This window comes from Corallococcus sp. AB011P (assembly GCF_003611605.1).
GTDB lineage: Bacteria > Myxococcota > Myxococcia > Myxococcales > Myxococcaceae > Corallococcus > Corallococcus coralloides.
In genome coordinates this window covers 34521-60623 of sequence record NZ_RAVX01000013.1, presented here as the reverse complement: position 1 = coordinate 60623, position 26103 = coordinate 34521, and the positions used below count along the sequence as shown (strand labels likewise).

General features: G+C 67.3%; 15 protein-coding genes. 6 read left to right on the top strand and 9 right to left on the bottom strand.

What is annotated here, in order from left to right; translation table 11 throughout:
• Positions 1-62: 62 nt before the first annotated feature.
• The 4 genes from D7X30_RS43675 to D7X30_RS27375 all read right to left on the bottom strand — a co-directional run bounded on the left by D7X30_RS43675 (position 63) and on the right by D7X30_RS27375 (position 9550).
• Positions 63-4232, bottom strand: coding sequence for a hypothetical protein (locus D7X30_RS43675; protein WP_120565925.1), 4170 nt, complete (start codon positions 4230-4232; stop codon positions 63-65).
• Positions 4233-4385: 153 nt separating this feature from the next.
• Positions 4386-6758, bottom strand: coding sequence for a kelch repeat-containing protein (locus tag D7X30_RS27385; RefSeq protein ID WP_120565924.1), 2373 nt, complete (start codon positions 6756-6758; stop codon positions 4386-4388).
• A 48-nt stretch (positions 6759-6806) separates the two neighbouring features.
• The gene (locus D7X30_RS27380; protein WP_120565923.1) at positions 6807-8201 is read right to left on the bottom strand and encodes an undecaprenyl-phosphate glucose phosphotransferase; all 1395 of its coding nucleotides are present in this window, start codon (positions 8199-8201) and stop codon (positions 6807-6809) included.
• A gap of 218 nt (positions 8202-8419) precedes the next feature.
• On the bottom strand, positions 8420-9550 hold the full coding sequence (locus D7X30_RS27375) for a glycosyltransferase (RefSeq protein ID WP_120565922.1): 1131 nt from the start codon (positions 9548-9550) through the stop codon (positions 8420-8422).
• A gap of 92 nt (positions 9551-9642) precedes the next feature.
• On the opposite strand from D7X30_RS27375, the gene D7X30_RS27370 reads away from it, so the two are divergent.
• From D7X30_RS27370 to D7X30_RS27360, 3 genes are all read left to right on the top strand, one after another.
• The gene (locus tag D7X30_RS27370) at positions 9643-10719 is read left to right on the top strand and encodes a glycosyltransferase family 1 protein (RefSeq protein ID WP_233591820.1); all 1077 of its coding nucleotides are present in this window, start codon (positions 9643-9645) and stop codon (positions 10717-10719) included.
• 229 nt (positions 10720-10948) lie between these two features.
• Positions 10949-13279 (top strand): GGDEF domain-containing protein, encoded by a 2331-nt coding sequence (locus tag D7X30_RS27365; RefSeq protein ID WP_120566057.1) that lies wholly within the window; start codon positions 10949-10951, stop codon positions 13277-13279.
• 279 nt (positions 13280-13558) lie between these two features.
• Positions 13559-15736, top strand: a complete 2178-nt coding sequence (locus D7X30_RS27360) for a patatin-like phospholipase family protein (protein WP_233591808.1) — start codon at positions 13559-13561, stop codon at positions 15734-15736.
• A gap of 12 nt (positions 15737-15748) precedes the next feature.
• Here D7X30_RS27360 and D7X30_RS27355 read toward each other — a convergent pair whose 3' ends face one another.
• Positions 15749-16933 (bottom strand): MFS transporter, encoded by a 1185-nt coding sequence (locus D7X30_RS27355; protein ID WP_120565920.1) that lies wholly within the window; start codon positions 16931-16933, stop codon positions 15749-15751.
• A gap of 122 nt (positions 16934-17055) precedes the next feature.
• Between D7X30_RS27355 and D7X30_RS27350 the strand changes: the two genes are divergently transcribed.
• Complete coding sequence (locus D7X30_RS27350) at positions 17056-17964, top strand: LysR substrate-binding domain-containing protein (RefSeq protein ID WP_120565919.1); 909 nt, start codon at positions 17056-17058, stop codon at positions 17962-17964.
• A 150-nt stretch (positions 17965-18114) separates the two neighbouring features.
• Entirely contained in the window at positions 18115-19287 is a 1173-nt protein-coding gene (locus D7X30_RS27345) for a hypothetical protein (RefSeq protein WP_120565918.1), read from the top strand.
• Between the two features lie 39 nt (positions 19288-19326).
• Here D7X30_RS27345 and D7X30_RS27340 read toward each other — a convergent pair whose 3' ends face one another.
• The 3 genes from D7X30_RS27340 to D7X30_RS27330 form a co-directional block, all read right to left on the bottom strand.
• Positions 19327-20193 carry a GNAT family N-acetyltransferase gene (locus D7X30_RS27340; protein ID WP_120566056.1) on the bottom strand — a complete coding sequence of 289 codons (867 nt, stop codon included), beginning with the start codon at positions 20191-20193 and terminating at the stop codon, positions 19327-19329.
• Positions 20194-20253: 60 nt separating this feature from the next.
• Complete coding sequence (locus D7X30_RS27335; RefSeq protein WP_147443333.1) at positions 20254-21117, bottom strand: hypothetical protein; 864 nt, start codon at positions 21115-21117, stop codon at positions 20254-20256.
• Between the two features lie 540 nt (positions 21118-21657).
• On the bottom strand, positions 21658-22911 hold the full coding sequence (locus D7X30_RS27330) for an O-antigen ligase (RefSeq protein WP_120565916.1): 1254 nt from the start codon (positions 22909-22911) through the stop codon (positions 21658-21660).
• Positions 22912-23090: 179 nt separating this feature from the next.
• On the opposite strand from D7X30_RS27330, the gene D7X30_RS27325 reads away from it, so the two are divergent.
• Complete coding sequence (locus tag D7X30_RS27325; RefSeq protein WP_120565915.1) at positions 23091-24560, top strand: MDR family MFS transporter; 1470 nt, start codon at positions 23091-23093, stop codon at positions 24558-24560.
• 15 nt (positions 24561-24575) lie between these two features.
• On the opposite strand, the gene D7X30_RS27320 is transcribed toward D7X30_RS27325, so the two are convergent.
• Positions 24576-26045, bottom strand: a complete 1470-nt coding sequence (locus tag D7X30_RS27320; protein ID WP_199724558.1) for an ELWxxDGT repeat protein — start codon at positions 26043-26045, stop codon at positions 24576-24578.
• Between the last annotated feature and the right edge of the window lie 58 nt (positions 26046-26103).

Genomic DNA, 26103 nt, shown 5'->3' with positions numbered 1-26103 from the left:
GAGAAAGGGCTCCGGGGCTTCAAGCTCCGGAGCCCTTCGTGTTTCAGGGGGCGCTTCGTGTTTCAGGGGAAGCGATGGAGGCGGGTGCAGATCTCCACGGCCCTGTCCGCGATGCGGCCCATTTCCTCCAGCATGGCGACCTCCAGGGGCGCGGGGCCGTGCTCGGCGACGAAGAAGGCCACGGGCTGGCCGCGCGAGTGCAGCGGGAAGACGAGCAGGTGGGACTCGGACTCGCCGCACAGCGCGGAGAAGATGGCCTCGTCCTGAGGGACCTGCGGGGCGCTGAAGACGCTGGGGCTGGGGCCGTTCAGCGCGGAGGTGAAGAGGGACGGCGTGTCCAGGTCCACCTTGAGCGCGGTGACCTCCGGACGGTCGCTGCCCGGGCCCCAGGCACGGCCCACGCGCGCGAGCCCGAAGCTGTCACCCAGGAGGAAGGCCCGGCGGAAGCGGCCCGCGCTGTAGGCCAGCAGCACCTTGCCGACCATGCCCTGCGAGTCCGCGGTGTCGAGCGCGGAGAGGACCTGTTCGGCGGTGACGGCGGGGCCGTCCGGCGGCGTGTCGGTGGAGGCGCTGGCGGCGGCGAGCAGGGCCTGGGCGGGATCGACCTCCGCGGCGGCCTGCGGCTGCCAAGGCTGCTGCATGAACTCCCACGCGGAGGCCAGGGCCACGCCGTCCTCGGGGGCGGCGGGCGCGGCGGCGGGGACGTCCAGGTCCACGACGCGGTCCGCCCAGGTGGTCTCCGGGCTGTGGCCCACGGCGCCCTCCCCTTCCCCGCCGCCCTGCCAGCCCACGAACTCCCACGTGGAGGCGAGCTGCATGGGTTCCTCGGAGGAGGTGGGCAGGTCGTCGAGCGCGATGGGCGTCCGGTCGCGGGCGGGCGCCGGGGGCGCGCCCACGAGGCGCGGCTTCGGCAGGGCCACGGGCTCTTCAGCGGCCGTGAGGCTGGGGGCTTCCGCCTGTGGGGCAGCGGGTTCGGGTGCCGCTTCCGCGGGGGAGACGAGGGCGACTTCGAACTCCGGGGGTACTTCGGCTCGATGCTCCTCGGTGGGCGCGGGGTTGGGGACCTCCGCCGGAGGAGCGGGGATCGCGGCGTCGGACTTCGGAGCGGCGGCGACCTGCCAGGACTCGGAGGATTCGGCTTCCGGGGATGCGGCGGGCTTCTGCGAGTCTCCCGCGAGGCTGAACTCGAGCGCGTCGGCTTCGGCGTCCTGCGTGGCGGGGGCGGCAATGACAGACGTGTCCGATGCCTCCGATTCAGGAGAAGGTTCCGTGGAGACGGACACCTCCGTGGGGAGGCTCTCCGGCTTCGAGGCTTCGATGGCGACGGGCGCTTCCGGGACAGCCTCGAGCTCCGTCGCTTCGAACAGCCCGCCATCCTTCGGAGCGTCAGCGGCGGCAGGTGCGGGGACCGGGTCCAGCGCGGGTGCTTCCTTCGCGCCAGCCGTGGATGCGTCGGGCGCGGCGTCCCAGATGGGTTCCGCCTCGGGAATGGCCTGGGGCTCGTGCGGCTCGGCGGACATCACCTCTGCGACTTCGAGGACGTCCGGAGCTTCGGCGGCCTGGGGCTTGTGCGGGTCGGCGGACATCACGTCCTCGACGTCGAGGACATCCGCGACTTCGGCGGCCTGCGGCTCGGCGGACAGCACCTCTTCGACGTCGAGGACGTCCGCGGCTGCGACGGCCTGCGGCTCGGCGGACATCACCTCTTCGACTTCGAGGATGTCCGCGACGGCGGCGGCCTGCGGCTCGGCGGACATCACCTCTGCGACTTCGAGGACGTCCGGAGCTTCGGCGACCGGCGCCTCTTGCGGCTCGGCGGACATCACGTCCTCGACGTCGAGGACGCCCGCGGCTTCCGTGGCGGTCGCGACGGGCGGCTCCGCGGACACGGCGTCCACGTCTTCGAGGATGGCGTCGGAGAGCTCATCCCCGGTCAGGACCGCCGCGGGCTCGGGCGTCATCTCGGGGGCGGCTGCGACAGGTGCGACGTCGAGCGGCTCAGAACTCGGACTGACGTCGGCGTCGACGAGAAGCTCGGCGTCCAGCACCAGCTCGGACAATGACGAGCTCGGAGAGGGTTTGGCGGCGTCGGCCTTCAACGATGCATCCGAGACGACCTGCTTCGAAGAAGAGGCGTCCGCGAATGCATCCCCCCACGCTCCTCCGAGGTCCGGCACCGAGTCGCTGGCGGCCAGGACTTCCTCGACGGAGGCCACCACGGGAGCCGCGTCCACAACGGCCGCCGTGATGGTTCGGTTCACTCCGGACGGACGTCGAGCCGCTGGGGGCTGGGCTCCACCGGAAGACGGCTCCATGACAGGAATTGAGACACCCGCCACGTCCTGGCCAATCCCTGCCAGCGCAGTCCCCTCTGGGGAAGTCGCAACGGGCGAAGCCTGGGCCGTTTGCGCGCCCACGGGGGCACTCGCGTCCCCAGACAGACCTTGAGGCGCGATGGCCGGCGCACTGCCTTGAGAGACATTCGCTACGCCAGACAGGCCCTGGGCTCCATTCGCCGGGCCAGACGCCCCTTGAGCCGCCGTCGCCGACGACAGGCTTCCGGGCGGCACACTCGTCGCTCCCTGGGCCATCGCGGCCGGAGTTCCCGGCGGAGGCACGGCGACAGGACCTGGAGCACCTGGACGAGACGGCGGAACAAACGCCGGAGCACCAGGAGGAGGCACGGCGACACCCGGCGCGCCAGCTGCAACCGGAGGCACGGCTCCGGATGGAGGCCCTTGCCGCGGCGGCGCACCCGGAGGAAGGGGCTGGCCACCCGCGACGACAGGACGTCCCTGCACGGCATTCGGCGGCATGGCACCCGGAGGCACCATCGGACGCGCACCCGGAGGAGCCCCGACACCGGGAACTCCAGGCGCGGTCGGAGGCCGCTGTCCCGGAGGAACAGGCCCCGGGCCACCTGGAGTCATCATCACCGGAGGGGGCGCGCCCGGCGGGGGCCGAGGCGCCGCTCCCGGAGGCATGCCCGGAACTCCCGGCGGAGGCCCTGCGCGGACCATGCCCGGCGGCATCGGCGCGCCCGGAGGCCCCACCGGTCGCGGCCCCGGCGCACCGGGAGCGGCGGGACGCATGCCCGGAGGCGGAGTCTTCGGTACAGCGGGAATCCCCGTCGCAGAAGGCCGAACCGCCGGAGGCACGGGACCCGCCCGCCCGATCATCCCGGGAGGCTGGGCTCCCGGCGGAGGTGCCGCACGCGGAGGCATTCCGGCACCCGGCGGAACCGCCCCGGGCGCAACTCCCACCGGCGGAACCGCCCCGGGCGCAACTCCCACCGGCGGAACCGCTCCAGGCGCGACTCCCATCGGCGCAACCACAGGCACTCCAGGAGCCATCGCCACCGGCCCGGGCGCCGGCATCCCCGGAGCCGCTGGCGGAAGCCCGCCCGCCGCACCCTGCCGGGCCACCATGCCCGGAGGCTGTGCCACCAGCCGCGGCGGCGCGGCCGGAGGACCCCCAGCGGGCCGAGCCATCTCTATGACCGGAGGAGCCCGCACCGGCTCACCCACCACGATGTCCGGAAGCTCCTCGCCGACAATGGCCGCTTCGGCGAGGTCCGCGTCGGACTCCTGCTCCTCCGAGTCATCACTGAGGAACTGTCCCGGCGCGAGCCCGCCGAACATCCCCGCGACCTCGGGCTCCGCGCGCACGGGCGCGGGCGGAGGCGGCATGGCCGGCGGCGGCACGACCACCGGCGCCGCCATGGCGACAGGCGCCACCGCCGCCATGGATACCGAACGGCGCGCGGGCAGCGGAATGGCCGGCTTCAGCGGGCGCGTCGGCCGGTCGATGTCGTAGCGCAGGCTCAGGTAGTGGAACAGCCGCAGCTCCGGCACCACGTACGGGACAATGCGCATGCCGGTGATGAACCCGAGCGCATCCGTGGTCTGCAGGTCCAGCGGGTTGGCCATCGCGACCTTCAGCCGCCGGCCCTCCACCGCGAGCGGGAACGCCTGGTGCTTCTCCGCCTGATCCGCGTTGAGCAGCTTCAGCGTCGCGTCGGTGACGGCGTCGAAGTCCGCCTCCATCGCGACGGGCAACCGGGTCAACTCCCCCAGCACCATGCCCACCGTCTCGATGTCGAGGAACCCCAGCTCCACGAGCCGGGAGCCCAACCGGCCTCCGTGCACGAGCTGCGCGCTCATGCCCTGGTCGAGCTGCGCCTGCGTCAGGAGGCCCTTGCGGACCAGCGTCAATCCCAGCTTGTCGCCCATGTCGGCCCGCAGTCTAAACGGCTTCGCGGTGCCAATGAGAGGGTGCGCGCGAATACGACCTGCGCGCCCGCCCTGAACGCCTGCCTGCCTTGGACGCGGGACCCAGGCCCCGGTGCGGGCACACCCGGGCCCGCGGGTTGGGAGGGAACGCCCCTACTCCGTGTAGAGCTCCGCGGAGCTGTAGGTGGCGCCGTAGTAGCCGCCCGCCACCAGCACCTTGCCCGTGGACAGCAGGGTCGCCGAGTGACCTTGACGCTGGATGAGCATGTTGGCCGTGCGCGTCCAGGTGCCCAGGGCCGGGTCGAAGATCTCCGCGATGTTCGTGTGGTAGGAGCCGTTGGTGATGTAGGCGAACCCACCGGCGATGAGCACCCGGCCCGAGGGCAGCACCGTCGCGGTGTGGTCCACGCGGCCGAAGGCCAGGTTTCCCGCGCTGCTCCACTGCCCCGTGGCCGGCGTGTAGAGCTCGGCCGTCGTCGTCCAGCCCGTGCCCGAGGGGGACCCGTACCCGCTCGTGACCAGCACGCGGCCGTCCGGAAGCGTCGTCTGCGCGTGAAAGCGGCGGCTCACGGCCATGGAGCCCGTGGGCCTCCAGGTGCCGGTAGAGGGCGTGTACAGCTCCGCGGTCGCGGAATATCCCCCGGTGGGGCTCTCCCCTCCCGACACCAGCACCTGCCCCGAAGGCAGCAACGACGCGGCGGCGAAGTAGCGCGGGATGGTGAGACTTCCGGTGGGGAGCCACTTGTTGGTGGCGACGTCATACAGCTCCGCGCTGGCGAGCTTCGTCCGGTTGCCGCCCAGCCACTGCTCGCCGCCCAGCACCAGCACCCGGCCCGTTTCCAGCAGGAGGGCGTAGTGGTAGTCGCGTGCGGCGCCCATGCTGGCGGCGACGGTCCACGTCCCCGTCTCCGGGTCATACAGCTCCGCGGAGGCAAGCGAGTTGGTGGTGCTGTTGGCGACGAGCTGCCCCCCCGTCACGAGCACACGGCCATCCGGCAGCAGCGTCGCGGTGTGCTGGGTGCGAGGCACGACCATGCCGCCGGTGGGCTGCCACGTGCCCGTGACCGGGTCATAGATCTCCGCCGAGGCCAGGGCGTCCTTCGTGGGCGTCGAGTTGTTGAAGCCGCCGGCCACGAGCACCCGGCCGTCCTGGAGCACCGTGGCGGTGTGCTTCAACCGCGCGAACGCCATGTGCGCCGTGCTGCTCCAGCCCATGGGACCGCATTCCGCCAGGCCCGTGAGCGCGAACTGCGTGGACGTGGTCAGGCCCAGGCCGTTGCGCACCGAGACGGTGATGAGGGGCTGCTGGCCCCACGCGAGGCAGCTCGGGGACGTCCAGGGGACCTCGCTGGTGGTGGAGGTGTGGATGGGCGTGCCCAGCGTGCCGGCGCCGGCCGTCCACGTGAAGGTCAGCGGGCTGTTCTGCCCGTCTCGCGCCGTCACCCGGAACGTCATCGCGGGCAGCACGGGCACGCTGGCGGCGGCGGGCGAGGTGCTGACGATTTCGGGGCGGAAGAGCAGAGGTCGAGGCGATCCAATGCACAGACGCAGGGTGCCCTTCGCGACGCCGCCCCGGCCATCGGTGACGCTGACCGTGACGGGGCAGCGACCGCAGGCGGGCTCGTTGTAGACGGGCCTCTCATGGGGGATGAAGGTCGCGGTGGCGGACGTGGCGTTTGTCCATTCCCCCGGGCAGGCGGCGGTCCACGCATAGGAGAGCGGGTCCCCGTCCGACTCGGTGACCGTCGCTGTCAGCTCCGTGGGCTCGAACACCTCCACCTGCGAGCGCGACGCGGAGATGTTCGTCACCTGCGGCCAGGTGTTGAGGCTCGCGGTGAGGACGGCGCTCCCCTGACCGGACGTCACCGTGAGCGTGAAGGAAATCGACGCGGAAGCGCCGTGCGAATCCGTCACCGTGAACGTGAACGAAACGGGGCCCTCGGTGTCGGGGGCCGTCCAGGACGTCGCGACCTGTGTTGGCGCGGAGAAGGTGCCGGCCTGCGCGCTCCAGGCATACGTAAGCGTGCCGACGGCATTGTCGCTGACGCTGGCGGTGAGCTGGACGGTGCCCCCCGGCGCCACGGTGCTGACCGACGCGATGATGGAGTGGATGCCGGGCACCGTGTTGTCAAAGGGCGGCGGCTTTGTCACCGGCTGGAGCGTCAACGCCACGGCGGCCGGCTGCCCTCCGGAGATGGTGACGTCCTGGGCCTGGCCCTCGAAGCGCTTCACGCCGGACGCGTCGAACGCCTGCGCGGTGAAGAGGCGCAGGGAGCCCACGGGAATGGCGGCGAGTGTGCCGCTCCAGTTCCCGTCCTCGCCCTTCGCCAGCGCGCCGGAAATGGCCGCCATGTCCGGAGCCGTCACGCTGACGGTCACCTGAGTGATGGACTCCGCGCCCACCGCCCCCTGAACCATCGCCACCAGCTGCGCGCTGCCCGTGGACGGCTCCGAGCCGCAGCCCGCGAGCACCGCCCAGAGTCCCAGCAGCAGAAAGAGCCCCCGCCTCTTCCAGATGTCTTGCATTCAACGGACGCTAGCCGAGCAGGCGTCCGGGCACCAATGCCCCTGGGTTCAGTACGCGTTCTTCGACAGGAAGCCACCCAGCGCGGTGCGCAGGAGGATCTTCAGGTCCATCAGGAGCGACCAGTTCTCGATGTAATAGAGGTCGTACTCAATGCGCTTCTGGATGGACGTCTGGCCGCGCAGGCCGTTGATCTGCGCCCAGCCGGTGATGCCCGCCTTCACCTTGTGGCGCAGGTGGTAGCGCGGAATCTGGCGCTTGAACTCCTCGATGAAGACGGGCCGCTCCGGGCGCGGGCCCACGAGGCTCATGTCGCCCCGGAGCACGTTGAAGAACTGGGGCAGCTCATCCAGCGAGTACTTGCGCAGGAACGTGCCCACCGGCGTGCGGCGCGCGTCCACGGCGCTGGCCATGGTGGCGCCCTGGGCCTCCGCGTCCACGCGCATGGTGCGGAACTTGAGGATGTGGAAGGTCCGCCCGTCCATGCCCATCCGCTCCTGGCGGTAGAGGATGGGGCCCTTGCTGGTGAGGCGCACCAGCAGGGCGGTGAACACCATCATCGGCGCGCTGACGGCGATGGCCACCAGGGAGAAGAGCACGTCGAACACGCGCTTGGCCACGCGGCTCCAGCCGTCCATGGGGTCGCCCTGGAGGCTGATGATGGGCAGGCCGCCGAACTCCTCCAGGCCGCCGTACAGGGTGATGTACTGGTACAGGTCCGGCACCACCTTGACGTCCACGGTGCGCAGCGCCAGCTGTTCCATCAGCGGCTTCACGCGCGCCTGGTCCTCCAGCGGCACGGCGATGATGACCTGATCCACGGGGTGGGCATCCAGGTAGGCCTCCACCTCGCCCACGTGGCCCACCACGCGCACGCCGCCCACCCACTGGCCGACCTTCTCCTCCTTCAGCGACAGCACGCCCGTCACGCGGAAGCCCAGCTCGCGGTGGCTCTCCACGGTCTCGATGGTGCGCAGCCCCAGCTCCTCCTCGCCGATGACGAGGATGGACTTGAGGTTGTAGCCGCGGCGGCGCACCTCGCTGAGCAGGTGGCGCATGACCATGCGCGATACGGCGATGAGCGTGAAGGCGTAGACGACGAAGATGGCCAGCGTGAGGCGCGAATAGCGCTCGCGGATGAAGTACGTCACCGCCACCAGGACGAGCGTCGCGGTGATGGTGGCCTTGAAGAGCTCGAACAGCTCCCCCATGTGCGAGCGCGCGCGGTTGGTCGCGTACAGCCGCGCCCGCTGGAACGTCATCGGGAAGATGACCAGCACCATCACCAGGGAGACGAACGTCTCGGCCGGGGGCGGGACGCCCTCGGTGATGGGGAACACGCCGCTGAAGCGGGTGAAGTACGCGAGCACGAACGCCACACCGAGCATCCCCGCGTCGGCGGCGACCTTGATGGACGTGTAGAAGCGCTGCAGGCGACCAAACACCGCGGTGACTCCTGACGGGGGACGAGGACCGTCCGTCGGATGCAAGACACGCACCCTGAGCCCCGGGAGCCCTCAAGCGCCCGGGCCCCTCCCCCGGCGCGGCGTCCTATCACGGGTTTTTCCGTGAAACCAAGGGGTTGCACCGGAGGGCAGCGGACACAAGACATCCCGCCGGGCAGGCAAGCCTCGGGAAACTGGGGAGGGCGCGGACAGCGTTGTCACACCGCTGGGGAGGACGGGGGCATGCCCAGCAGGGCCTCCACCTCCGCCTGGATGGCCTGCTGGAAGCGGGCGCGGCTGAAGCGCTCGGCCTGGGCTCGGGCGTCCTGGGGGCGGAAGGACTGCTCCCAGGCGCCGAACTGGCGCACGGCGGCGGCGAGGGACGCGGGGGTCTGCTCCGGGAAGAAGAGACCCGTCCTGGGAGTGACGGTCTCCAGGGCGCCGCCCTTGCCGAAGGCGATGACGGGGCGGCCGGTGGCCTGGGCCTCCAGGGGGGTGATGCCGAAGTCCTCCTCGGGGGTGAAGAGGAGCGCGCGGGCGTCGCGGTAGAGGGCGGGGAGCGCGCTGTCGGGCACGTTGCCGAGGAACCGGATGTGGGGCGGAAGCGGCCCGGACGTGAGGCGGGAAGCCTCCTGCCCCGTGCCCACGACCCACAGGGGGGTGTCCAGGGTGCGGAAGGCCTCCAGGGCGACGTCCAGGCGCTTGTAGGGGGCGAAGGCGCCGAGCCACAGGAAGTAGCCGCCCTGCCCTCCCCCTTCGAGCGGCACCTGGGTGAAGCGCTCGAGTTCCACGGGGGGCGGGACGACGGAGGCGTCGCGGTCCCAGAAGCGGCGGATCTTCCCGGCGATGTGCTGGGAGTTGGCGACGAGGCGGTCCACGCGCTGGGTGGAGGTGCGGTCCCAGTGCTGGAGGTAGGGGCGCACGGCGAGGGCGGCGGCGCGCACGGGGAGGCGGGTGCGGCCGGGGCCGAAGTACTCGTCGAACAGGTCCCACATGTACCGCATGGGCGCGTGGACGTAGCTCAGGTGGGGCACGCCGGGAGGGGCGTGGATGCCCTTGGCGACGCAGTGGCTGGAGGACAGGACCAGGTCGTAGTCGCCGGTGATGCGCAGGGCTTCGATGGCGCGGGGGAACAGCGGCAGGAAGTGCCGGTAGCGCGAGTGGATGCCGGGGATGTGCTGGAGGAACGACGTGGTGATGCGCCGGTCCTCGATGCGCGGGGACTGGCTGCCCGGCTGGTGGATGAGGGTGTAGAGGTCCGCGCGGGGGAACAGCTCGCAGAGGGCGTCGAGGACGCGTTCTCCGCCGCGGTGGGTGACGAGCCAGTCGTGGACGAGGGCGACCTTCACGGGAGGGCCTTCTAGCACTGGCGCGGCGGTGCGGGGGCAAGCCAGCGTGTGGTAGGCCAGGGAGCGTGCCTTCTGTCCTGCTCGACTTGAGAATGGTGCGCGGTCAGCTCCACGGCATCGCGAGGTACGCGCTGGAGCTGGCGCGCCGGCTGCCCGCCCTGGCCCCGGACCTGGAGTTCTCCGCGCTGGTGCCGGCGAAGGGCCTGCCGGACGACCTGGGCGAATTGACGCCGACGATTCCACTGCACCGCTCCAGGGCCGGGTACCTGTCCCCGACTGAGCAGCCGTTGTTGGCGTACGAGCTGACGAAGCTGAAGCCGGACCTGTTCCACGCGACGTCGTTCTCGTTGCCCCTGTTCTGGCCGGGCAGATTGGTGGCCACGTTGCACGACGCGAACCACCTGGCGCTGGCGGACCAGTACACGCCGGTGCAGGCCATCTATTACAAGGCCGTGGTGGGACCGCGGGCGCGGCTGGCGACTGCGTTGATTACCGTGTCTGACTTCTCCCGGGAGGAGCTGGGGAAGTACCTGAAGATGTCGCCCTATCGGTTCCAGGTGATCCACAACGGCGTGGATTCAAGGTTCCAGCCGCCCTCTGTGAGCGAAGCGAAGGCGTTCCGGGAGCGGCACGAGTTGCCGGAGCGATACATCTCGGTCGTGGGCAACGCGAAGCCGTTCAAGAACCTGGCAATGCTGGGGAAGTTCGCGCCGGACCTGCCGGTGCCCCTGGTGCTGCTCGCGGGCAGGGGCGCGGTGGCGCACGAAGTGGGGCTTCACGAGAACGTGATCGACCTGGAGCAGCTGCCTGAGTCGGAGATGCCGTTGTTCTATGGGGCCGCCACGGCGCTGCTGTTGCCCTCGAAGTACGAGGGCTTTGGATTGCCTGCATTGGAAGCCATGGCGTCCGGATGCCCTGTCATCGCAGCGGACACGACGGCATTGCCGGAAGTCGTAGGGGACGCAGCGCTGCGAGTCCCTCCCGACGACGTGAAGTCCTGGCATGAAACAACGCTACGAGTTCTCAGGGACGAGAACCTGCGCCGGAGTCTGATGGAGTTGGGTCGAGAGCGAGCGGCCCGGTTCACCTGGGACCGATGCGCCCAACAGACCCTCGGCGTCTTCAAGCGAGCCCTTCAGGGAAGAAACCGTGCTCCAAACTCCATATAAAAACTTGTCAAGAACTACTCCTCTGCATATTGAACAAAGCGTCCATCTGGGGCCCCATCCACAATAAACACTCTACCCCGTCCCAAAGCGATGCATTAAATCAACCTCTGGCGCCCCCACTACGACATTTACCGGAAGCCACTAGCACACCCTGCAGCCACTACAGTCCACTCAACCGCCCGACACAGTCCATATCAGATCCACCCAACCCCAAAACACGAGCAATAAAATGCAAACCGAACGTTTCCAGCTATTCATAAGCGAATTAAAGAACGACCTCCAAGGCGATGAGTCCCCCCCGAGCCTCCTCGCATTTCGCCTACACGGAACTACCTGGATAGAGGAAGAAACCGGGGAACAGGCTGACGCCACTACCTTGGCTGGCATTACTGAGACCCAGAGGAGCGGAAGCAATTGGCGAGCCACCAGCAGCGCCGTAACATTCTTCCCCATTGCCTCCCTCAACGCCATTGTCATAGTCGAATTCTCGACTGTGCCAAAGGCTTCAACCCGCACCTACTTTGCCCAGCGAATAGAGAGATGTCTACGGCATTCCGAAAACGAATACAGGGCGCTGTATGACACCACAACCGGCCTTCTAAGCAGGGCTGGATTAGAAGCAGAGGTCAGGAGTCTGCTTCCCGAGGTCTCCTCCTCAAGCAAGGCTGTGACCACGAGCATGGGGGAGCCTAGTTCGGCAATATGGGTGCTCGCGCTTGACATCGACCACTTCAAGCAAATCAACGACACCTTTGGACACCTATATGGAGACGCAGTACTGAAATGCTTCGCGCAGCGAGTCCTTGACGAAGCACAGAAGACAGAATCAACCACAAGCCCAGACTTGCGCATTCGTGTTGCACGGTCGGGCGGCGAAGAGTTCTTTGTCGTAGTATCAGGAACTGCAGTCCCCAATGAAATTGAAAACTTCGCCGAATCTCTAAGAAGGGTAATTGCGGAGTCTCCACTACCTACCGAACTTGAGTGGCAGGGCGTGTCAGAAGGTACGGCAGCAGGACTATCCCTCCCCCATCCAAGCGAGCGCAAGGTTACTGTCAGCATTGGCGTCTCCTCCGGCGTATACCCTAAGGATAAGTCGGGCGTTCAGTTTATTGAACAGTTGAAGAACGAGGCGGATGCCGCTCTCTACCGGGCTAAGACTTCTGGCAGAAACACCGTGCGGTGGTTCTCTGGGATACTTCAGAGCGGCGGACGAGTCTTGGAGCACCATCAAGACACCGGCGTTGTTGCAATAGACATTGGCAGACAAGTCAAGGTGCGCGTCGGCCAGGAATTTTTCGTCTACCATCCAGACTTCTCCGGCTCTACCCCATTTGTCTTTAGCGACGGACGCACAAAGAAGCGCATCGGCACGTACCCCAAGATCCACTCGGGCAGAATAATTGCATTCGACTCGCAGCAAGAAATGTCTTTCTGCTCAGTTGCAGAGGCACGTGGCGTCAAGACATTTCCTCCCGGATCAGTATTGGAGGCTATCCCTCTCGGCTCCATTACACATTTGCTGCCCTCATCAACACTTAATCCGATTCCAGCAACAGACCTCAGCTCCGCAGAGAGACTCTCATCTGTCATTGAGGAACTTTCAACCTCCAAGTCCGCCTTCTCTGTCGTTGTTTTCTCCCTCGAAAATGCGGAATCACTTAGCGACTCGCGAGGCAGCGTTTTCATAAATGCATCCCTCGCGCGCATGTATGACTCGATTCGACAGACATTCCCAAGCACATCAACCATCGCGCAAATCCAACCCACGCAGTTTGCCATCGCCGCAACTGGCATAGCGTCAACACAAGCACTGCGTGAATTGACAGAGAAGACTCTGAGTCAGTCGACAAGTGCCAGTCAGGGATTGACGCTATTCGGGGCTGGAGCATTCACGCTGGGCGAAGACCCACAAACCCATCAACTCCCAGCTAAAAACGCACTTGAGTTTGCCCGCTATGCCGTCTCACCAGGCATGCGCGGCAAAGAGAAGTTGGCGTTCTTCTTGCCCCAAGAAGCATGGAAGGTCATACAGACGTCAAGAGAAGCTGGCCTTCAGCCAAAGGGAATAGCAGACTACCACAAACTCAAGGAACTGGGCGTCCAAGACGCGAAACTTGAGAATCAAGCCGCAGCCTGCGCAATAGAAATCTGGCCGCCGATTCCTGAACTGTCCCTGAGCGCATCTCAGAATGCAGTTGCACTAGACCCAAGGCACGGCATGTATTGGGCAAACAGGGCGATCGCAGAGTTCTTTTTCGGCGATCGCTCTCGCGCATATGACGCATTTCTTCAGGCTCCCGAAATCACCAAAATCATCGAAACGCCTAAACTTTCGCCATTACCCAAAGGAAAGCGCTTTGAATTCTACACCATTCCCTACGCCCTATCGATGTATGGAAAATACAAGCAAAGCGCTGACAGCGTCGATATCGAAAAACTGACCCGCTGCCTCGGAAACGCATTAGGGCCCGGAGTCGGCTTGGGACCCTTGACTCGACCATTCCGTCAAGAGATTGAAACTGCATTGAACGAACTTACTGGACTGACAGCTCAATAGCAGTCCGAGGCCGAGGCTGTCTGCATACCAGAACAACCTCGCTCCTTCCCTTGACTGCTTTCACGGTGGAACTGGGGCGGTGACACACAAAAACTCTTCGCAAATTCACTGGCAGCCACTCTGGCAAGACAAAAATTATTTAGGAACAGCCCTGTGAAGTTGCGCAAGTGCCAGTCTTTAGTCACGGTGGTTCACGGCCTCGCCTGTGTTCTACTCCTCATCGATTCAGGGGCGAATGCTCAGGCCCCGACTACTTCCTATACTGCGTCTCCCAACGCCGTGTCGCTCACCGTGAGTGGCGGTGTGTCCCTGGGCACGTATGAGGCCGGGTTCCTCTACTACTCAGGAACGTCCTCTCAGGGAGAACGCGCCGTGGACCTGCGGCTCGTGACGGGCGCGTCAGCGGGCAGCCTCAACGCCTTGCTGGCGATCATGGCGACCTGTGGCGTGGATGCGTCCACGCCCGGCCAATCCCTGTTCTGGGACATCTGGGTTCCCATCGGGTTCAACGACCTCTTCATCCCGACATCGACGACGCCGCTCGGTGTCTTCTCCCGCGACGCGCTGGAACGCCGCGCCTCCCATATCGAGCAGGCCTGGAACCGTGGCCTGGACCGCTCCTGCGACGTGGTGCTCGGAGTTTCGACGACGCGCCTTTCGCCTCGTGCCCTTCAGGCTGCGAATGGACGGCTCGACCTGCCTCGCCTCGAAGAGAAGTTTGCCATCCTCATCCAGGGACGTGGGCCCGGACGACTCCCTCGCGCGACCAACTACACCACCCGCGAGGGCCGACGCCTGGAGTTGTTGCTTGAGACGGACGAGCAGGGAGAAATCCCCTTCGCGAATCTGCGCGAACTCCTCCTCGCGTCCATGTCCTTCCCCATCGCGTTCCCGCCCCAGCCCCTGCGGACCTGCGCGCCGAAGGCCTCCGCGAAGCCGGGGGGTTGTCTGCCTTCGGAGGCGAGACGCGAGTTCTTCATCGACGGCGGCGTCTTCGACAACACGCCCCTGCGTCTGGCCGTGGGGCTCGCCCGTGATGGCCTTCGCGAAACCGCGGACGGCAAGCTGGAGTGGCGTCCGATTCCTCAGCCCGACACGCGCACGACGCCTCCCGGTATCGCGTTTGCCTTCATCGACCCGGACGCGACGGAATACCCCATCGCGCCACCTTCTCAGGAGGGCACCAAGCCAGTGTCGCTGCCGGGAACACTCGCGGAGATCCTGGCGGCCTTCGTGGACACGGCGCGGTCCAAGGAACTGGCCATGCTGCTGGAGGAGGAGCCGGAGATCGCCAAGCGCCTCACCCTGCCCCGCCGGCACTTTCCCGCAGCCGGTGCGCCCCTCTTCGCGTTCCTGGGCTTCTTCGAAAGAAGCTTCCGTGTCTTCGATTTCTACCTGGGCATGTATGACGCCCGGCAGATGATGGATGACGCGTTCCGGGAAGGTCGGACGCAGGCAGAGCGGCCTCAAGCGGCGGCGATGGATGGCATTGGAGGATGGCAGCCCTTCGCCTGCATGAGCGCCGTCTATGACTCCTTGCCGAGCGCTGAGCAGGCCTGTCAGGGCGAAGCGCTCGAGGACTTCCGGGCGCTGCTGCAGATGTCCTTGGACCAGCTCTACGACGCATGCAGCAAGTCCGCCGGCACCGTTCCCCCGGGCACCTGGCGCAACGCGCACTGTGACCGCGCCATCGCGGGCCAGCCACCGCCCCATGTCCCGGGCCTCCAGCCCAATGAATGGCCGGACTGGAAGCAGAGCAAGGACGAGTCGGAGTTGGCGTACTCGATGCGGCTCCTGGGAGCCTATGGCTTCGGGTTCCAGGACCTGGGCGTCCCAAAGGGCCAAGGAGATCAGGCCGTCCTGCGCATCCGCCATGCGCTCGGGAACGCCGCCCACCGGCTCGCGGCGGTGCAACCCGCCGCGGACAAGCCCACGGTCCGCTTCGCCAGCAAGCTCGCAGTGGACAGCATTATCTACGAGCCCCAGCGCCTGTCACTGCACATCACGATGGGCCCCACCGCGAGCGAGATCGGCCTGAGCGTCGGAGCCTCCGCGATGCCGCTGTCCTCCGGGCTCAGGTTCGCGGGTGCGCTTGGCTTCCGTGGGCTCGAGGACGTCCTCTCCTCCGGCAGCAGCAGCGATCCGTTTGGCGTGGCGCTGACGGGAGGACTCGAGTTCCAGCGCCGCTCAGGACAGACCTTCCTCTCACAGAGCCGCCTGGCCCTTCGCGCGGGATGGTTGTTCAGCTCGAACGACCATTACGGCACGAGCAGCTGCCCGGCGGGAGGCGCGAGCTACGTGACCGCGTGCTCACGTCCGGTGGTCCAGGGGCTCGTGGGCATCACCTTCCTGGAGTTCCTCCGCGCCCAACTGGTCGGCGAGTGGTACCCGAGCACAGAGGGCCGGAAGACGCTCTGGTCCGTGGCCCCGGGCATTGGCCTGGAGCTGGGGCTCTAACGTTCGTCAGTTTCAGCAGCGCGCCGGGAGCGGCGTGACCACACGGGCCTCGCGGCGAACCAGCAACAAGACCAGGATGAGTCCTGCTCCCGCCATCGCCGCCCCGGCCAGAGCCACGGCCGGATAGCCGAGGTCGAGGCCAATGACCGCCCCACCAAGGGCCGCGCCAGTGGCGTTGCCCAGGTTGAAGGCCCCGATGTTCATGGCCGAAGCCAGGTTCGGCGCGTCGCTGGCGACGGTCATCACCCGCATCTGCAGCGGTGGCACCAGCGCGAAGCTCGCCACGCCCCAGAGGAAGATCACCCCGGCGGCGGGCACCTGCCACGGCATGATCCCAGCGAAGACCACCAGCAGCGTGGCGAGTCCCGCCAGGGTGACAATCAACGTCCGGTCCACCGACCTGTCGGCGAAGCGGCCTCCCAGCCAGTTGCCGATCGTCAGCCCCAGTCCATAGGTCACCAGCATGGCGGTGACGAAACCGGCCGAGGCCCGGGTCTGCTCCTTCAGGATCGGAGCGATGTAGGTGAAGACGGTGAACATGGCGCTGGAGCCGATGACCGTCAGGGCCAGGGCGGCCAGGACAGGGCCGCGGCGGAGCACCGCCAACTCGGCCTTCATGGCACCGCTGTCGGACGAGCGCTCGACCTGGCCGTGCGGCACGGTCAAGCGAAGCGCGATCATCGCCAGGGCGCCCAGCCCTGCGATGCCCCAGAAGGAGGCGCGCCAGCCCAGGCTCTCGCCGGCCCACGCGGCCAAGGGAACGCCGGTGATGTTGGCGACCGTCAGGCCCATGAACATGGCCGCGACAGCGCCGGCCCGCCTGTTGGGCGCGACCACGCTGGCCGCGACGATGGCGCCCACCCCGAAGAACGCGCCGTGGTTGAACGACGTCACCACCCGGGCCGCCATCAGCGTCCAGTACTCCGGCGCGAGCGCGGACAGCAGATTGCCCAGGGTGAAGATGCCCATCAGGCCGACCAGCAGGGTCCGGCGCGGCACCCGGCCGGTCGTCAAGGTCATCACCGGCGCGCCGACCAGGACCCCGAAGGCGTAGGCGCTGACCAACAAACCCGCCGCCGGGATGGAGACGCCGAGGTCCGCGGCGATCACAGGCAGCATGCCCATGGGCGCGAACTCCGTGACGCCGATGCCGAAAGCGCCGACCGCCAGAGCAAGAAGAGGAGCATTGGGCTTCATCCGCGGGAACCTTTCTCTCCCCCGCGGCGACGGTGCGCGACAGGGTGCGTTGTTCTGTGCGCGCAAAGATGGCTGGGAGGCCGCACGCGCGTTAGAGCCCTTGAAAGCCAAGGATTCTTGAGATGAACGCAAAGGTGCAGCCGGGCGGCGCGGATCGGGCGCATGAGATGGCCGTCTTCTCGGCCGTGGTGGCGACCGGCAGTTTTTCGGCGGCCGGGCGTGAGCTGGACCTGAGCCCGTCGGCTGTCAGCCGGACCCTCGACCGTATCGAGGCACGTCTGGGGGTACGCCTGATGCTGCGCACGACCCGGGCCCTGACCCTGACGCCCGAGGGACACGCCTATCTGCGCGCGGCGCGGCGCATCCTGGCGGAGCTGGACGACGCGGAGCAGGCCATCGCCGATCTGGGCGCGCCGCGCGGACGGCTGAGGGTGAGCGCGGCCCAATCGCATGGGCGACTGTGCGTGGTGCCCCTGCTGGGCGACTTCACGGCGCGATACCCCCACATCCTGGTGGACATCAACCTGACAGACAGGGTGGTCGACATCGCGGCGGGTGAGGCGGACGTCGCCATCCGCTTCGGCCCGCTCGCGGACAGCGGCTTGACCGCGCGCAAGCTTGGCGAGAGTCCGCGTGTGATCGTGGCATCACCCGACTACCTGGCCCGGCGCGGGACGCCGAGGGTTCCAGAGGACCTGCACCACCATCACTGCCTGAACTTCAATTTTCGTCGAGCCGAAGCGCTCTGGCCCTTCGTGCGCGACGGGCACGAATACAGTCTGTCCGTGAGGGGCTGCATCGAAGCCAATAACGGAGAGACCCTGGGCCAGCTGGCCGCGGCCAGCGTGGGGGTGACGCGGGTCGGCGCATTCAGCGTCGAGGAAGAGCTCCGCTCGGGCCGCCTGGTTCCGCTGCTGGAGCAATACAATCCAGGCGACGTGGAGAACATTCACGCCGTCTTTGTCGGCGGCGCCAACCTGCCCGCGCGCGTCAGGGTGTTCGTCGACTACCTGGCCGACGCCTTGCGCTGAGTCGCGAGGAGAGGCCCCTGCTCTCTCTTCCCGCACTCTCTACGCGCGCCGACTCCTCGGCCTGGAGCTTGGACGCTGACGAGTCCTCGCGAAAGACCAGGACGGGAACTCCCTGAGATCCGTGACGCGGGCGTAAAGTCACGTACATTCATGATCTCCATTCGTTCCATCGCTCTCTCCTGCGTCATCGTGCTCGGCATCTTCGCTGCCTGCAGTGACGATTCCCCCAACGAACCCGGCGGGACACCCGACGCGTCCGTGCCCGACGCGTCCGTGCCCGACGCGTCCGTGCCTGACGCGTCCGTGCCTGACGCGTCCGTGCCCGATGCGTCCGTGTCTGACGCATCTGTGGAGATATGCACTGAGGCTGGAACCACACTGTGCGGCGACACCTGCGTCAGTACCGACAGCGACCCGGCTCACTGCGGAGGCTGCGACCAGGCCTGCACGAGCATCGAGGCCTGTGAGTCCGGCGCCTGCGTCTCGGTCTGTCGGATCGACGGCCAGCAGATCGCGGCCGGGACTTTGAACGCGGCGAACGCGTGCGAGCAGTGTGTGCCCGCGACGTCCGCGACCACGTGGACCCCGCTCGCGGACGGGGCTGCGTGCGGCTCGGCACAGGTCTGCTCGACCGGCGCGTGCAGCCCGAAGTGCTTCATCAACGGCACGATCTACGACGAAGGAACGCCGAACCCGGCGAATGCCTGCGAAGTCTGCACGCCAGCGACGTCGACGACTTCGTGGTCCCCGCGTGAGGCCATTCCTCTGCTGGTCGGCGGCACCGACATCGTGGCGCAGGGCTGGACGACGATCTCACAGGCGCCGAGCACGCTCACGTACGGTGAGGACTATGTCCGCCTCGCGACGTCAACGGAAAGCGGCGGTCGAACGAGCGGTCAGTTGCTCATCGCGCGGCCAAACGCGTTTGATGGAACTCAGCCGTTCAAGCTCCGCGTGACGATGCAGGTTGAATCGGTGAGCAGGCACAATCAGCTCGACAGCGGCGCGGCCATCCTGGGGAGCTTCACCAGCCCGGCCGGCAACTCAACGGATCGATCGCAGATGATCTACCTGGACAGCGCGGCGATTGGCTGGGCGGATGACACGCAGTCCTCGGCGTTCGCCGTGACCGATGGCGCGTACCACGTCTATGAACTCGCGGTGGATGCCGCCAAGGTAGCAACGGTGAGCGTCGACGGTGTCGCCAAGCTCACGCGGAACAACTTCGCGGCGAGCGGCACCATCGCCATCGGAGACCAGACCAACGATCCGAACGTCGACGGCGTGGTGCGGATCAAGTCGGTCGAGAAGCTCTGCCAGTAAGGCCCTCTTCTGTCCCCATGGGTTGGCATGGGGACAGAATCACGTGTGGGCCATGATCGGGAACCGGTGGGCCTCTGGTGAGAGCCGGAGGCCCCGCACGAACAGGTCGGCCTCCGTGTCTTCACCGGCCTCCACGGCACCGGGCCAGTAACGCTCCGGAGTGAACCCGAAGCGGATGGACCGGATGGGCCGGTCAATCAACCGGGGGATCCAGGCTCGCAGGTCGAAGTGGTCGCGGGCGAAGACGTCGTCGAGGTAGAGCGTGTCTCCCTCGACGCCCGCGAACACCCAGGCCTCCGAGCCCAGCTGACGCAAGGGCCTCGCAAAACCATTGGCCACGGGCCAGCTCGCCACCGTCCCGTAGCCACGCGCGCCAAAGCGCTCCGTTGACGGATGCCCCTCGCCGGAAAGCGCGGCGAGTCCGGCACGCACTTCCGCGTCATCCAGTGACAGCGTTGGCGCGGGCGGACCTTCTGGCACTGCATCGTACGTGGCGGCGAACAGCATCTGCTTCCACGGTTGGAACCCGAAGCGCGGATAGAACTGGCGCACCTTGGGGTTGGCGAAGAGCAACACCGGTGCATCCCCGCACGCGTCCAGCGCGGCGTTCATGACCACCCGTGCCAGTCCCCGTCCACGATGCGACGGCACGCAGCCCACGGCGCCCAGTTGGAAGGCCGTCACCTCGCGCCCTTCCAATAGCAGGCGCATCCGCATCACGGAGGTATTGGCCACCACGCGGCCGGCCTCCAGCAGAGAGAACGCCCGATAGGCGTCGTCCCACTCTCCCCATGCGCGCCAACGACGGAAATCCGCGCGGCGGAATACCTGGGGCACGTAGTCACAGAACAAATCCTGGAGGTCTTTGTCCTGTGACCCGATCCGGGTGACATCAAGTGCGTCCATCATCCGCCTCCGCGTTCAGGGGCGATGCTAATGAGGGTGGCGATGGTGCGCGTTGACAGCTCAGCTCGCGGCCGGATTGGTTACCTTCAAGTCGCCGCCCAGCGAGCGCACGGCGTCGTAGACTTCCACCCCAAGTATTCCAATATCAATAACCACTGACGCAGCCGTTCCCGCCCCGGGTAAGGCACCAGCGACCGTGCTCCCCAGCCCCATCCATGTCTTGGGATCATTGGGCTTTGACGCGATGGCGCCCAGGTCCGTCAGACCGACCAGGACTGTGCCAATGGCAGGGATCTTTCTGCCCACCATCTTCGCGAGCATCCCATTGCGGGATTTCTCCGGGATGGCGTCCAGCATTGACTTGACCAATCGAGGGGCAAACTTCTTCGAGAGGGTCGGATTCTCGGAGAGCGACTTCGTCACCCCCTTCAGTCCATCAAAGAAATCCTTGCCGTCGCCTCGCATGAGACCTGCAACCGCCTTCATGCCATCCCCAGCGCCAGCCTCAGCCAGGACCCCGACGAACGGACCAATCTTCGAGCCCGCGACGCTGCTCGCGACCTTGGTCGCCATCCGGTTGCGTGTTGCTTCGGGGAGCGTGTTCCAGCCCGAGCCCACCGCCTCTGCCAGGGACGCAGTCGAGGCGCGATAGTCTCCCTTCGCAGCCTCGTTGTAGGACGTGGTCAGGCTCCTCAACGTGGCCATACCCTCGTTTGACTGGCCCAGGTAGCCAATCAGCTTCCCGGTCTCGGCGGAGGAGCCACCCGTGACAGCGCCGATGAACTCCGTGAACTTCTGGATCTTCTCGATGCCCAACTTCTGGGTGATCGTGATGATCTCAGGGAGCGCCGTGGCAAAAGAGGCGCGCTCCGGATTCGCCCGCATCTGTGGCTGTCGCGGGTCGTCAAAACCGTCTTGCTTCAACCGCGTCAGGAGATCAGACGGACGGCTTGAGGACACATCACACTGCTTGGCTGATGGCTGACGCGAAGGGACGGGACGTGCGCCTCGGGTGGTTGGCGACGGCTGTGGCGGCACACGCGATTGGAGAGGCCCGACACCCATGGCAAATACCCCGACTGGCTGGTTTCCCTACTTCTTCCGGTTCTTACACCAGCCTTGCATTGGCTGCACAGGCCTGAGGCGCGGAGCGTTTACCTGCCGACTGCGCTAGCAAGGAAACCCGTCTGCCTACCGAGCTGGCAGCCTGCCTGGCTACGATTGTGACTTTCCTGGGCAGCCATCCCGCGTGAGGTGCCCGGTCGGGTCAGGGATCACATGGGAAGACGACGACGCGATCCTTCCGGCTGCTCTATGCGGTAACCACCCGGTGGTATCCCTCGGGGTCCTTGGAGAGCGTGGACTCATTGGAGCAGCGGAGATCGTCATTCCCGATGCGCGCGAAGCCGTCAGACACGTCCCGGACCGGCATCGACTTCGCGAAGATCATCCAGGGCAGCCTGATCAATCCCTTCCATCCGCACACAGCCCCAGGCCCCAGATGAGCATGAACGACAGGTGCACGCTGGGGTGGAACGGCAGGTAGTGCACCAGGGCCAGGACGTGGAAGCCCACGAAGGACAGCAGCGCTCCCGTGGCCGGAATCGAACCGGCCCGGTGTCTTCGCACCAGCGCCCTCGCCAGCAGGAAGTGCATCGTCGCCAGCAGCACCAGCCCCACGAGCCCCGTCTCCGCCCAGGCCGTCAGCCAGAGGTTGTGTGAGTCCGTGGCCAGCAGGTCCGTGATGCCCGTCTCCGCCTGTGTCGCCAGGGCCGCGGGTTTGTGATTGCCGAAGCCCACGCCCACCCACGGGTGCTCCCGCACCAGCCTCCAGCCCACGGACATCGCGAGCGAGCGCTCTCCGCTGCCGAAGAGGTTATCCACCGCCTTGCCGAACCGCTCCCGCCACGCGGGCGTCAGCAGCACCACGGCCACCAGCGCCACCGCCACTCCGAGCCCTGCCTTCCGCGCCGTTCCCCGCAGCAACAGCAGCAGCGCCAGCACGCACACGCCCAGCGCCGCTCCCAGCGCCGCTCTCGCGAACGCGCCGTAGATGGACAGCAGCAGCCCCAGCACCATCACCCCGGCCAGCACCCGCCGCCGTGTCACCTTGGACCGGCCAATCACCGCCAGCGCCGGGCCCAGCACGGCAATCGCTCCGTGCGCGAACCGCAGACGGTGGAAGAAGAAACCTCCCGCCGCGTACCTCGGGTTCTCCTCCGTCCCGAAGTTCTCGTGCAGGCGCGCCAGGTTCAGCTTCGTGAACTTCGGCGGCTCCCAGGGCCACGGCACGCGGTGCTGGAAGAAGCCCAGCGCCGCCGCCAGCAGCCAGCCTCCCGCGATGAGGCTCCCCAGCATCAGCCACGGCACTCCCAGCGTCCCGATGCACGCGACCGCCGCTCCCGCCACCGTGTCCAGCGCCTGGCCGTACCTCGCGCCCCGAGGCCACTTCGCCGCGGCTCCCGTCAGCAGCGCCACCGCTGGGGACAGCAGCTGCCAGGCGCACAGGGCGACGCTCGCCAGCACGAACGCCCTTACGTCCTTCTCCAGCCGCAGCCGCTTCGTCACCGCCAGTGCCAGGGCCAGCGCGGTGGCCAGGATGGCTCCGGCCTGGAGCACCGCCTCCGCCAGCACCAGCCCCACCGCGTAGAGCCCCAACACCGCGGCGACCGCCGTCTTCCAGCGCCCTGACTCGACCGTCTTCGTATCCGTGCCCATGCCGTGCGCCTCGAACTCGCGAGGCCGGTGGACCCTATCCCACCTCGTGCTCCCCTGCCCTTCCCGACTGGCCCCGGAATCCCCAGCGATGGGCTCCGTCACTCCTTTTCACGCGCTTGACGTTGGCGCTCCGGGCAGGCACGCGTTACCCAGGGTTCTTTTCCGGGCCCCCTTCCGACATGCGCACCACCCATCGACCGTTCACCACCCTGGCTCTGGCGCTGTGCCTCTTCGTGGCCGCGCTGGAGATGACCGTCGTCTCCACCGCCATGCCCACGGTGGTCAGCGACCTCGGCGGCATCCAGCACTACGCGTGGGTCTTCACCGCGTACATGCTGTCCTCCACCATCACCGTCCCCATCTACGGGAAGCTCGCGGACCTCTACGGCCGCAAGCCCATCATCCTCTTCGGCTCCACCCTGTTCCTGCTGTCGTCCCTGGCGTGCGGGTTCTCCACGTCCATGAACATGCTCATCGCGTTCCGCGTCCTCCAGGGTCTGGGCGCCGGCGCCATGCAGCCCATCGCGCTCACCATCATCGGGGACATCTACACGCTGGAGCAGCGCGGGAAGGTCCAGGGCGCGTTCAGCGCCGTGTGGGGCATCGCCGGGCTCGCGGGCCCCCTCACCGGTGGCCTCATCGTGAAGTACCTCACCTGGCACTGGATCTTCTTCATCAACATCCCCATCGGCATCGCCTCCATGGTGCTGCTCGTCGCGTTCTTCCACGAGCAGCTCAAGCCCAAGGTGCGTGCCCGGCTCGACTACGCGGGCGCGGCGCTGCTGTCCTCGGGCGTCGTGGCGCTGCTGTTCGGCGTGCAGGGCTCCGGGCGGACACTGCTCGCCCTTCCCCTCGCCGCGGTGCTCCTCACCGCGTTCGTGTTCGTGGAGCTTCGCGCCGCCGAGCCCATCATCCCGATGAGCATCTTCAAGATTCCCACCATCGCCATCTCCAACCTGGCCGGCGCCCTCTTCTCCGCCGCCCAGTTCGGCGCGACCACCTACGTGCCCCTGTACGTGCAGGGCGTGCTCGGTGGCTCCGCCACGATGGCGGGCGGGATGATCACCCCCATGATCGTCGGCTGGCCGCTGGCGAGCCTCATCGGCGGCAGGCTCATGGTCCGCACCGGCTTCCGGCCGCTCATCGTCGGCGGGTTGGGGCTGGCCTCCATTGGCACCGTGCTGATGGCGCTGCTGCTCAAGCCCGGGGCTTCGATGCTGGTGCCGCAGATCGCCATGGGGTTGTTTGGCATTGGCCTGGGCTTCGCCGCCATGGCGACCATGGTGGCCGTCCAGACCACCGTGGGCTGGGAGCTGCGCGGCGTGGCCACCGCGAGCAGCATGTTCTTCCGCACCATCGGTGGGTCGCTGGGCGTGGGCGTGATGGGCGGCGTGTTGGTGTCGCAGCTCATGAAGGACCCCAACGTCCCCGTCAGCGCGGCCACGGAGCTGCTCGGCCCCGAGCACGGACGCGGGCTGGCTCCCGCCGTCCTCGAGACGCTCGGCGGCGCGCTGAACACCGGGCTGTCCATCAACTTCTGGATCATGTGCTCGGCGATGATCGCCGCGTTCACGGCGGGGCTGTTCTTCCCCAAGGTGAAGCGCGTCACCACGCCCGTGAACATGTCCGACGTCTCCGCCTCCCACTGACGCCCGGCGGACTTGTCACTTCGCGCTGGCGCTCAGCGGCGTGCACCTCACATTGGCGGGCACGGACCACAACGCATCCCCGTGGACGCCGGAGTACCCCCGGAAGTAGATGGTGTTGCCCACGCGGGTGAACTCCTCGGGCGTGCCGCCTCCCGGGCTGGAGGTGGTGACGAGGCCCGTGCCCGCGGGCGTGCCGTTCGTGACCTGTGGCGCGATCCCCATGCCGCCATCCCCCGAGCTGAAGAGCAGCGTGCCGGTGCCCGTGTCGAACAGGGGCGAGCTGCGGATATCGGACGTGATGAGCCGCTGGCTGAGCTGCTGGGTGCCTCCCGCCGTGCCGTCCGTCACCCACAGGCTGACCTGGCGAGCCGCGGGGCCCGGAGAGCTGATCCACTCGGAGAAGTAGAGCTTTCCGCCCGCCTCGCTCGAATCCTGGACGGAGGGCTCGTTGAAGGGCTGGCCCTCAAAGGGGTTGGGCAGCGTCGTCACCGTCGCCTTCCCGTCCCCCGCCAACAACAGGCGGTACAGCTTCAAGTGCTCGTTGTCCGCGGTGCGCGCGGCCACGACGACGTACGGCCCCACCGACCCCAGCAACGTCACCAGCTTGCCGAAGGTGTCCAGGCGCACGGTGCCCGCCGCCGTCCCATCCGTCCGCCACACCTCCGTCCCGGAGGTGTCCTCCAACGTGAACAGCCCCAGGCCGGTATAGCTCGGCCGCGCGGACGTCACGGGCGGCTGGCCCGCGTCCAGACGCTTGACGACGCGGGTTCCCACCGCGGTGCCATCCGTCCGCCACAGGCGCGTGCCGTGGACCGCGTCCTGGAGGAAGAACAGCAGCGCGCCATGCGTCCGCAACGTGGGGAAGGCCATGGACTCCTCGGGCCCGAAGGAGACCACCCGGTAGGTCCCCGCCGCCGTCCCGTTCGAGCGCCACAGCTCCATCCCGCTCGCCGTCGTGAGGAAGAAGCTCAGCTCGCCCCTCAGGGAGGTGAGATTCGACAGGGAGGAGCTCTCGATGCCCGGCGTGATGTCCTTCACCAGCCGCGTCCCCGCCGCCGTCCCGTCCGTCACCCACAATTCCCGGCCGACCACCGGGTCGTTCATCGTGAAGAAGAGGCGCGAGCCCACGGCGGTGAAGGAGGCGAACTCGCGGAAGGTCAGCCCCTCGGAGGGGAACTCCTTGAACGGCGCGGTGCCCGCCGAGGTGCCGTCACTGCGCCACAGGGCCGCCGGCCCCTGGTAGGGATCCGCGGAGAAGAACAGCGTGCCCGCGACGTTCGTCAGCCCCGCCGGAATCGGCCGGAACGGTGAAGGGAGCGGAGCATCCGGGGGGAGGATGTCCTTCACCTTGGTGGCGGCCAGCGCGGGCGTGCACGCCTGGGCCTGGACCTGTCGCTCCTCCGCCGCGGGCGCCTCCGCGTCCTGGATTCCGCCACACCCCATGAGGCACAGCCCCACCAGACCCACCATCCATCGCTTGCGCATCGCCCGCCTCCTTGTCAGTCCAAGGCACGGGACAGTGGGACGCGGGCAGGTGACCGCC

Excerpts from the sequence above, each read along its gene's own strand:
- D7X30_RS43675 (WP_120565925.1), bottom strand. The coding sequence starts at position 4,232 with ATGGGCGACAAGCTGGGATTGACGCTGGTCCGCAAGGGCCTCCTGACG.
- D7X30_RS27385 (WP_120565924.1), bottom strand. The coding sequence starts at position 6,758 with ATGCAAGACATCTGGAAGAGGCGGGGGCTCTTTCTGCTGCTGGGACTC.
- D7X30_RS27370 (WP_233591820.1), top strand. The coding sequence starts at position 9,643 with ATGGTGCGCGGTCAGCTCCACGGCATCGCGAGGTACGCGCTGGAGCTG.
- D7X30_RS27365 (WP_120566057.1), top strand. The coding sequence starts at position 10,949 with ATGCAAACCGAACGTTTCCAGCTATTCATAAGCGAATTAAAGAACGAC.
- D7X30_RS27355 (WP_120565920.1), bottom strand. The coding sequence starts at position 16,933 with ATGAAGCCCAATGCTCCTCTTCTTGCTCTGGCGGTCGGCGCTTTCGGC.
- D7X30_RS27350 (WP_120565919.1), top strand. The coding sequence starts at position 17,056 with ATGAACGCAAAGGTGCAGCCGGGCGGCGCGGATCGGGCGCATGAGATG.
- D7X30_RS27345 (WP_120565918.1), top strand. The coding sequence starts at position 18,115 with ATGATCTCCATTCGTTCCATCGCTCTCTCCTGCGTCATCGTGCTCGGC.
- D7X30_RS27340 (WP_120566056.1), bottom strand. The coding sequence starts at position 20,193 with ATGGACGCACTTGATGTCACCCGGATCGGGTCACAGGACAAAGACCTC.
- D7X30_RS27330 (WP_120565916.1), bottom strand. The coding sequence starts at position 22,911 with ATGGGCACGGATACGAAGACGGTCGAGTCAGGGCGCTGGAAGACGGCG.
- D7X30_RS27325 (WP_120565915.1), top strand. The coding sequence starts at position 23,091 with ATGCGCACCACCCATCGACCGTTCACCACCCTGGCTCTGGCGCTGTGC.
- D7X30_RS27320 (WP_199724558.1), bottom strand. The coding sequence starts at position 26,045 with ATGCGCAAGCGATGGATGGTGGGTCTGGTGGGGCTGTGCCTCATGGGG.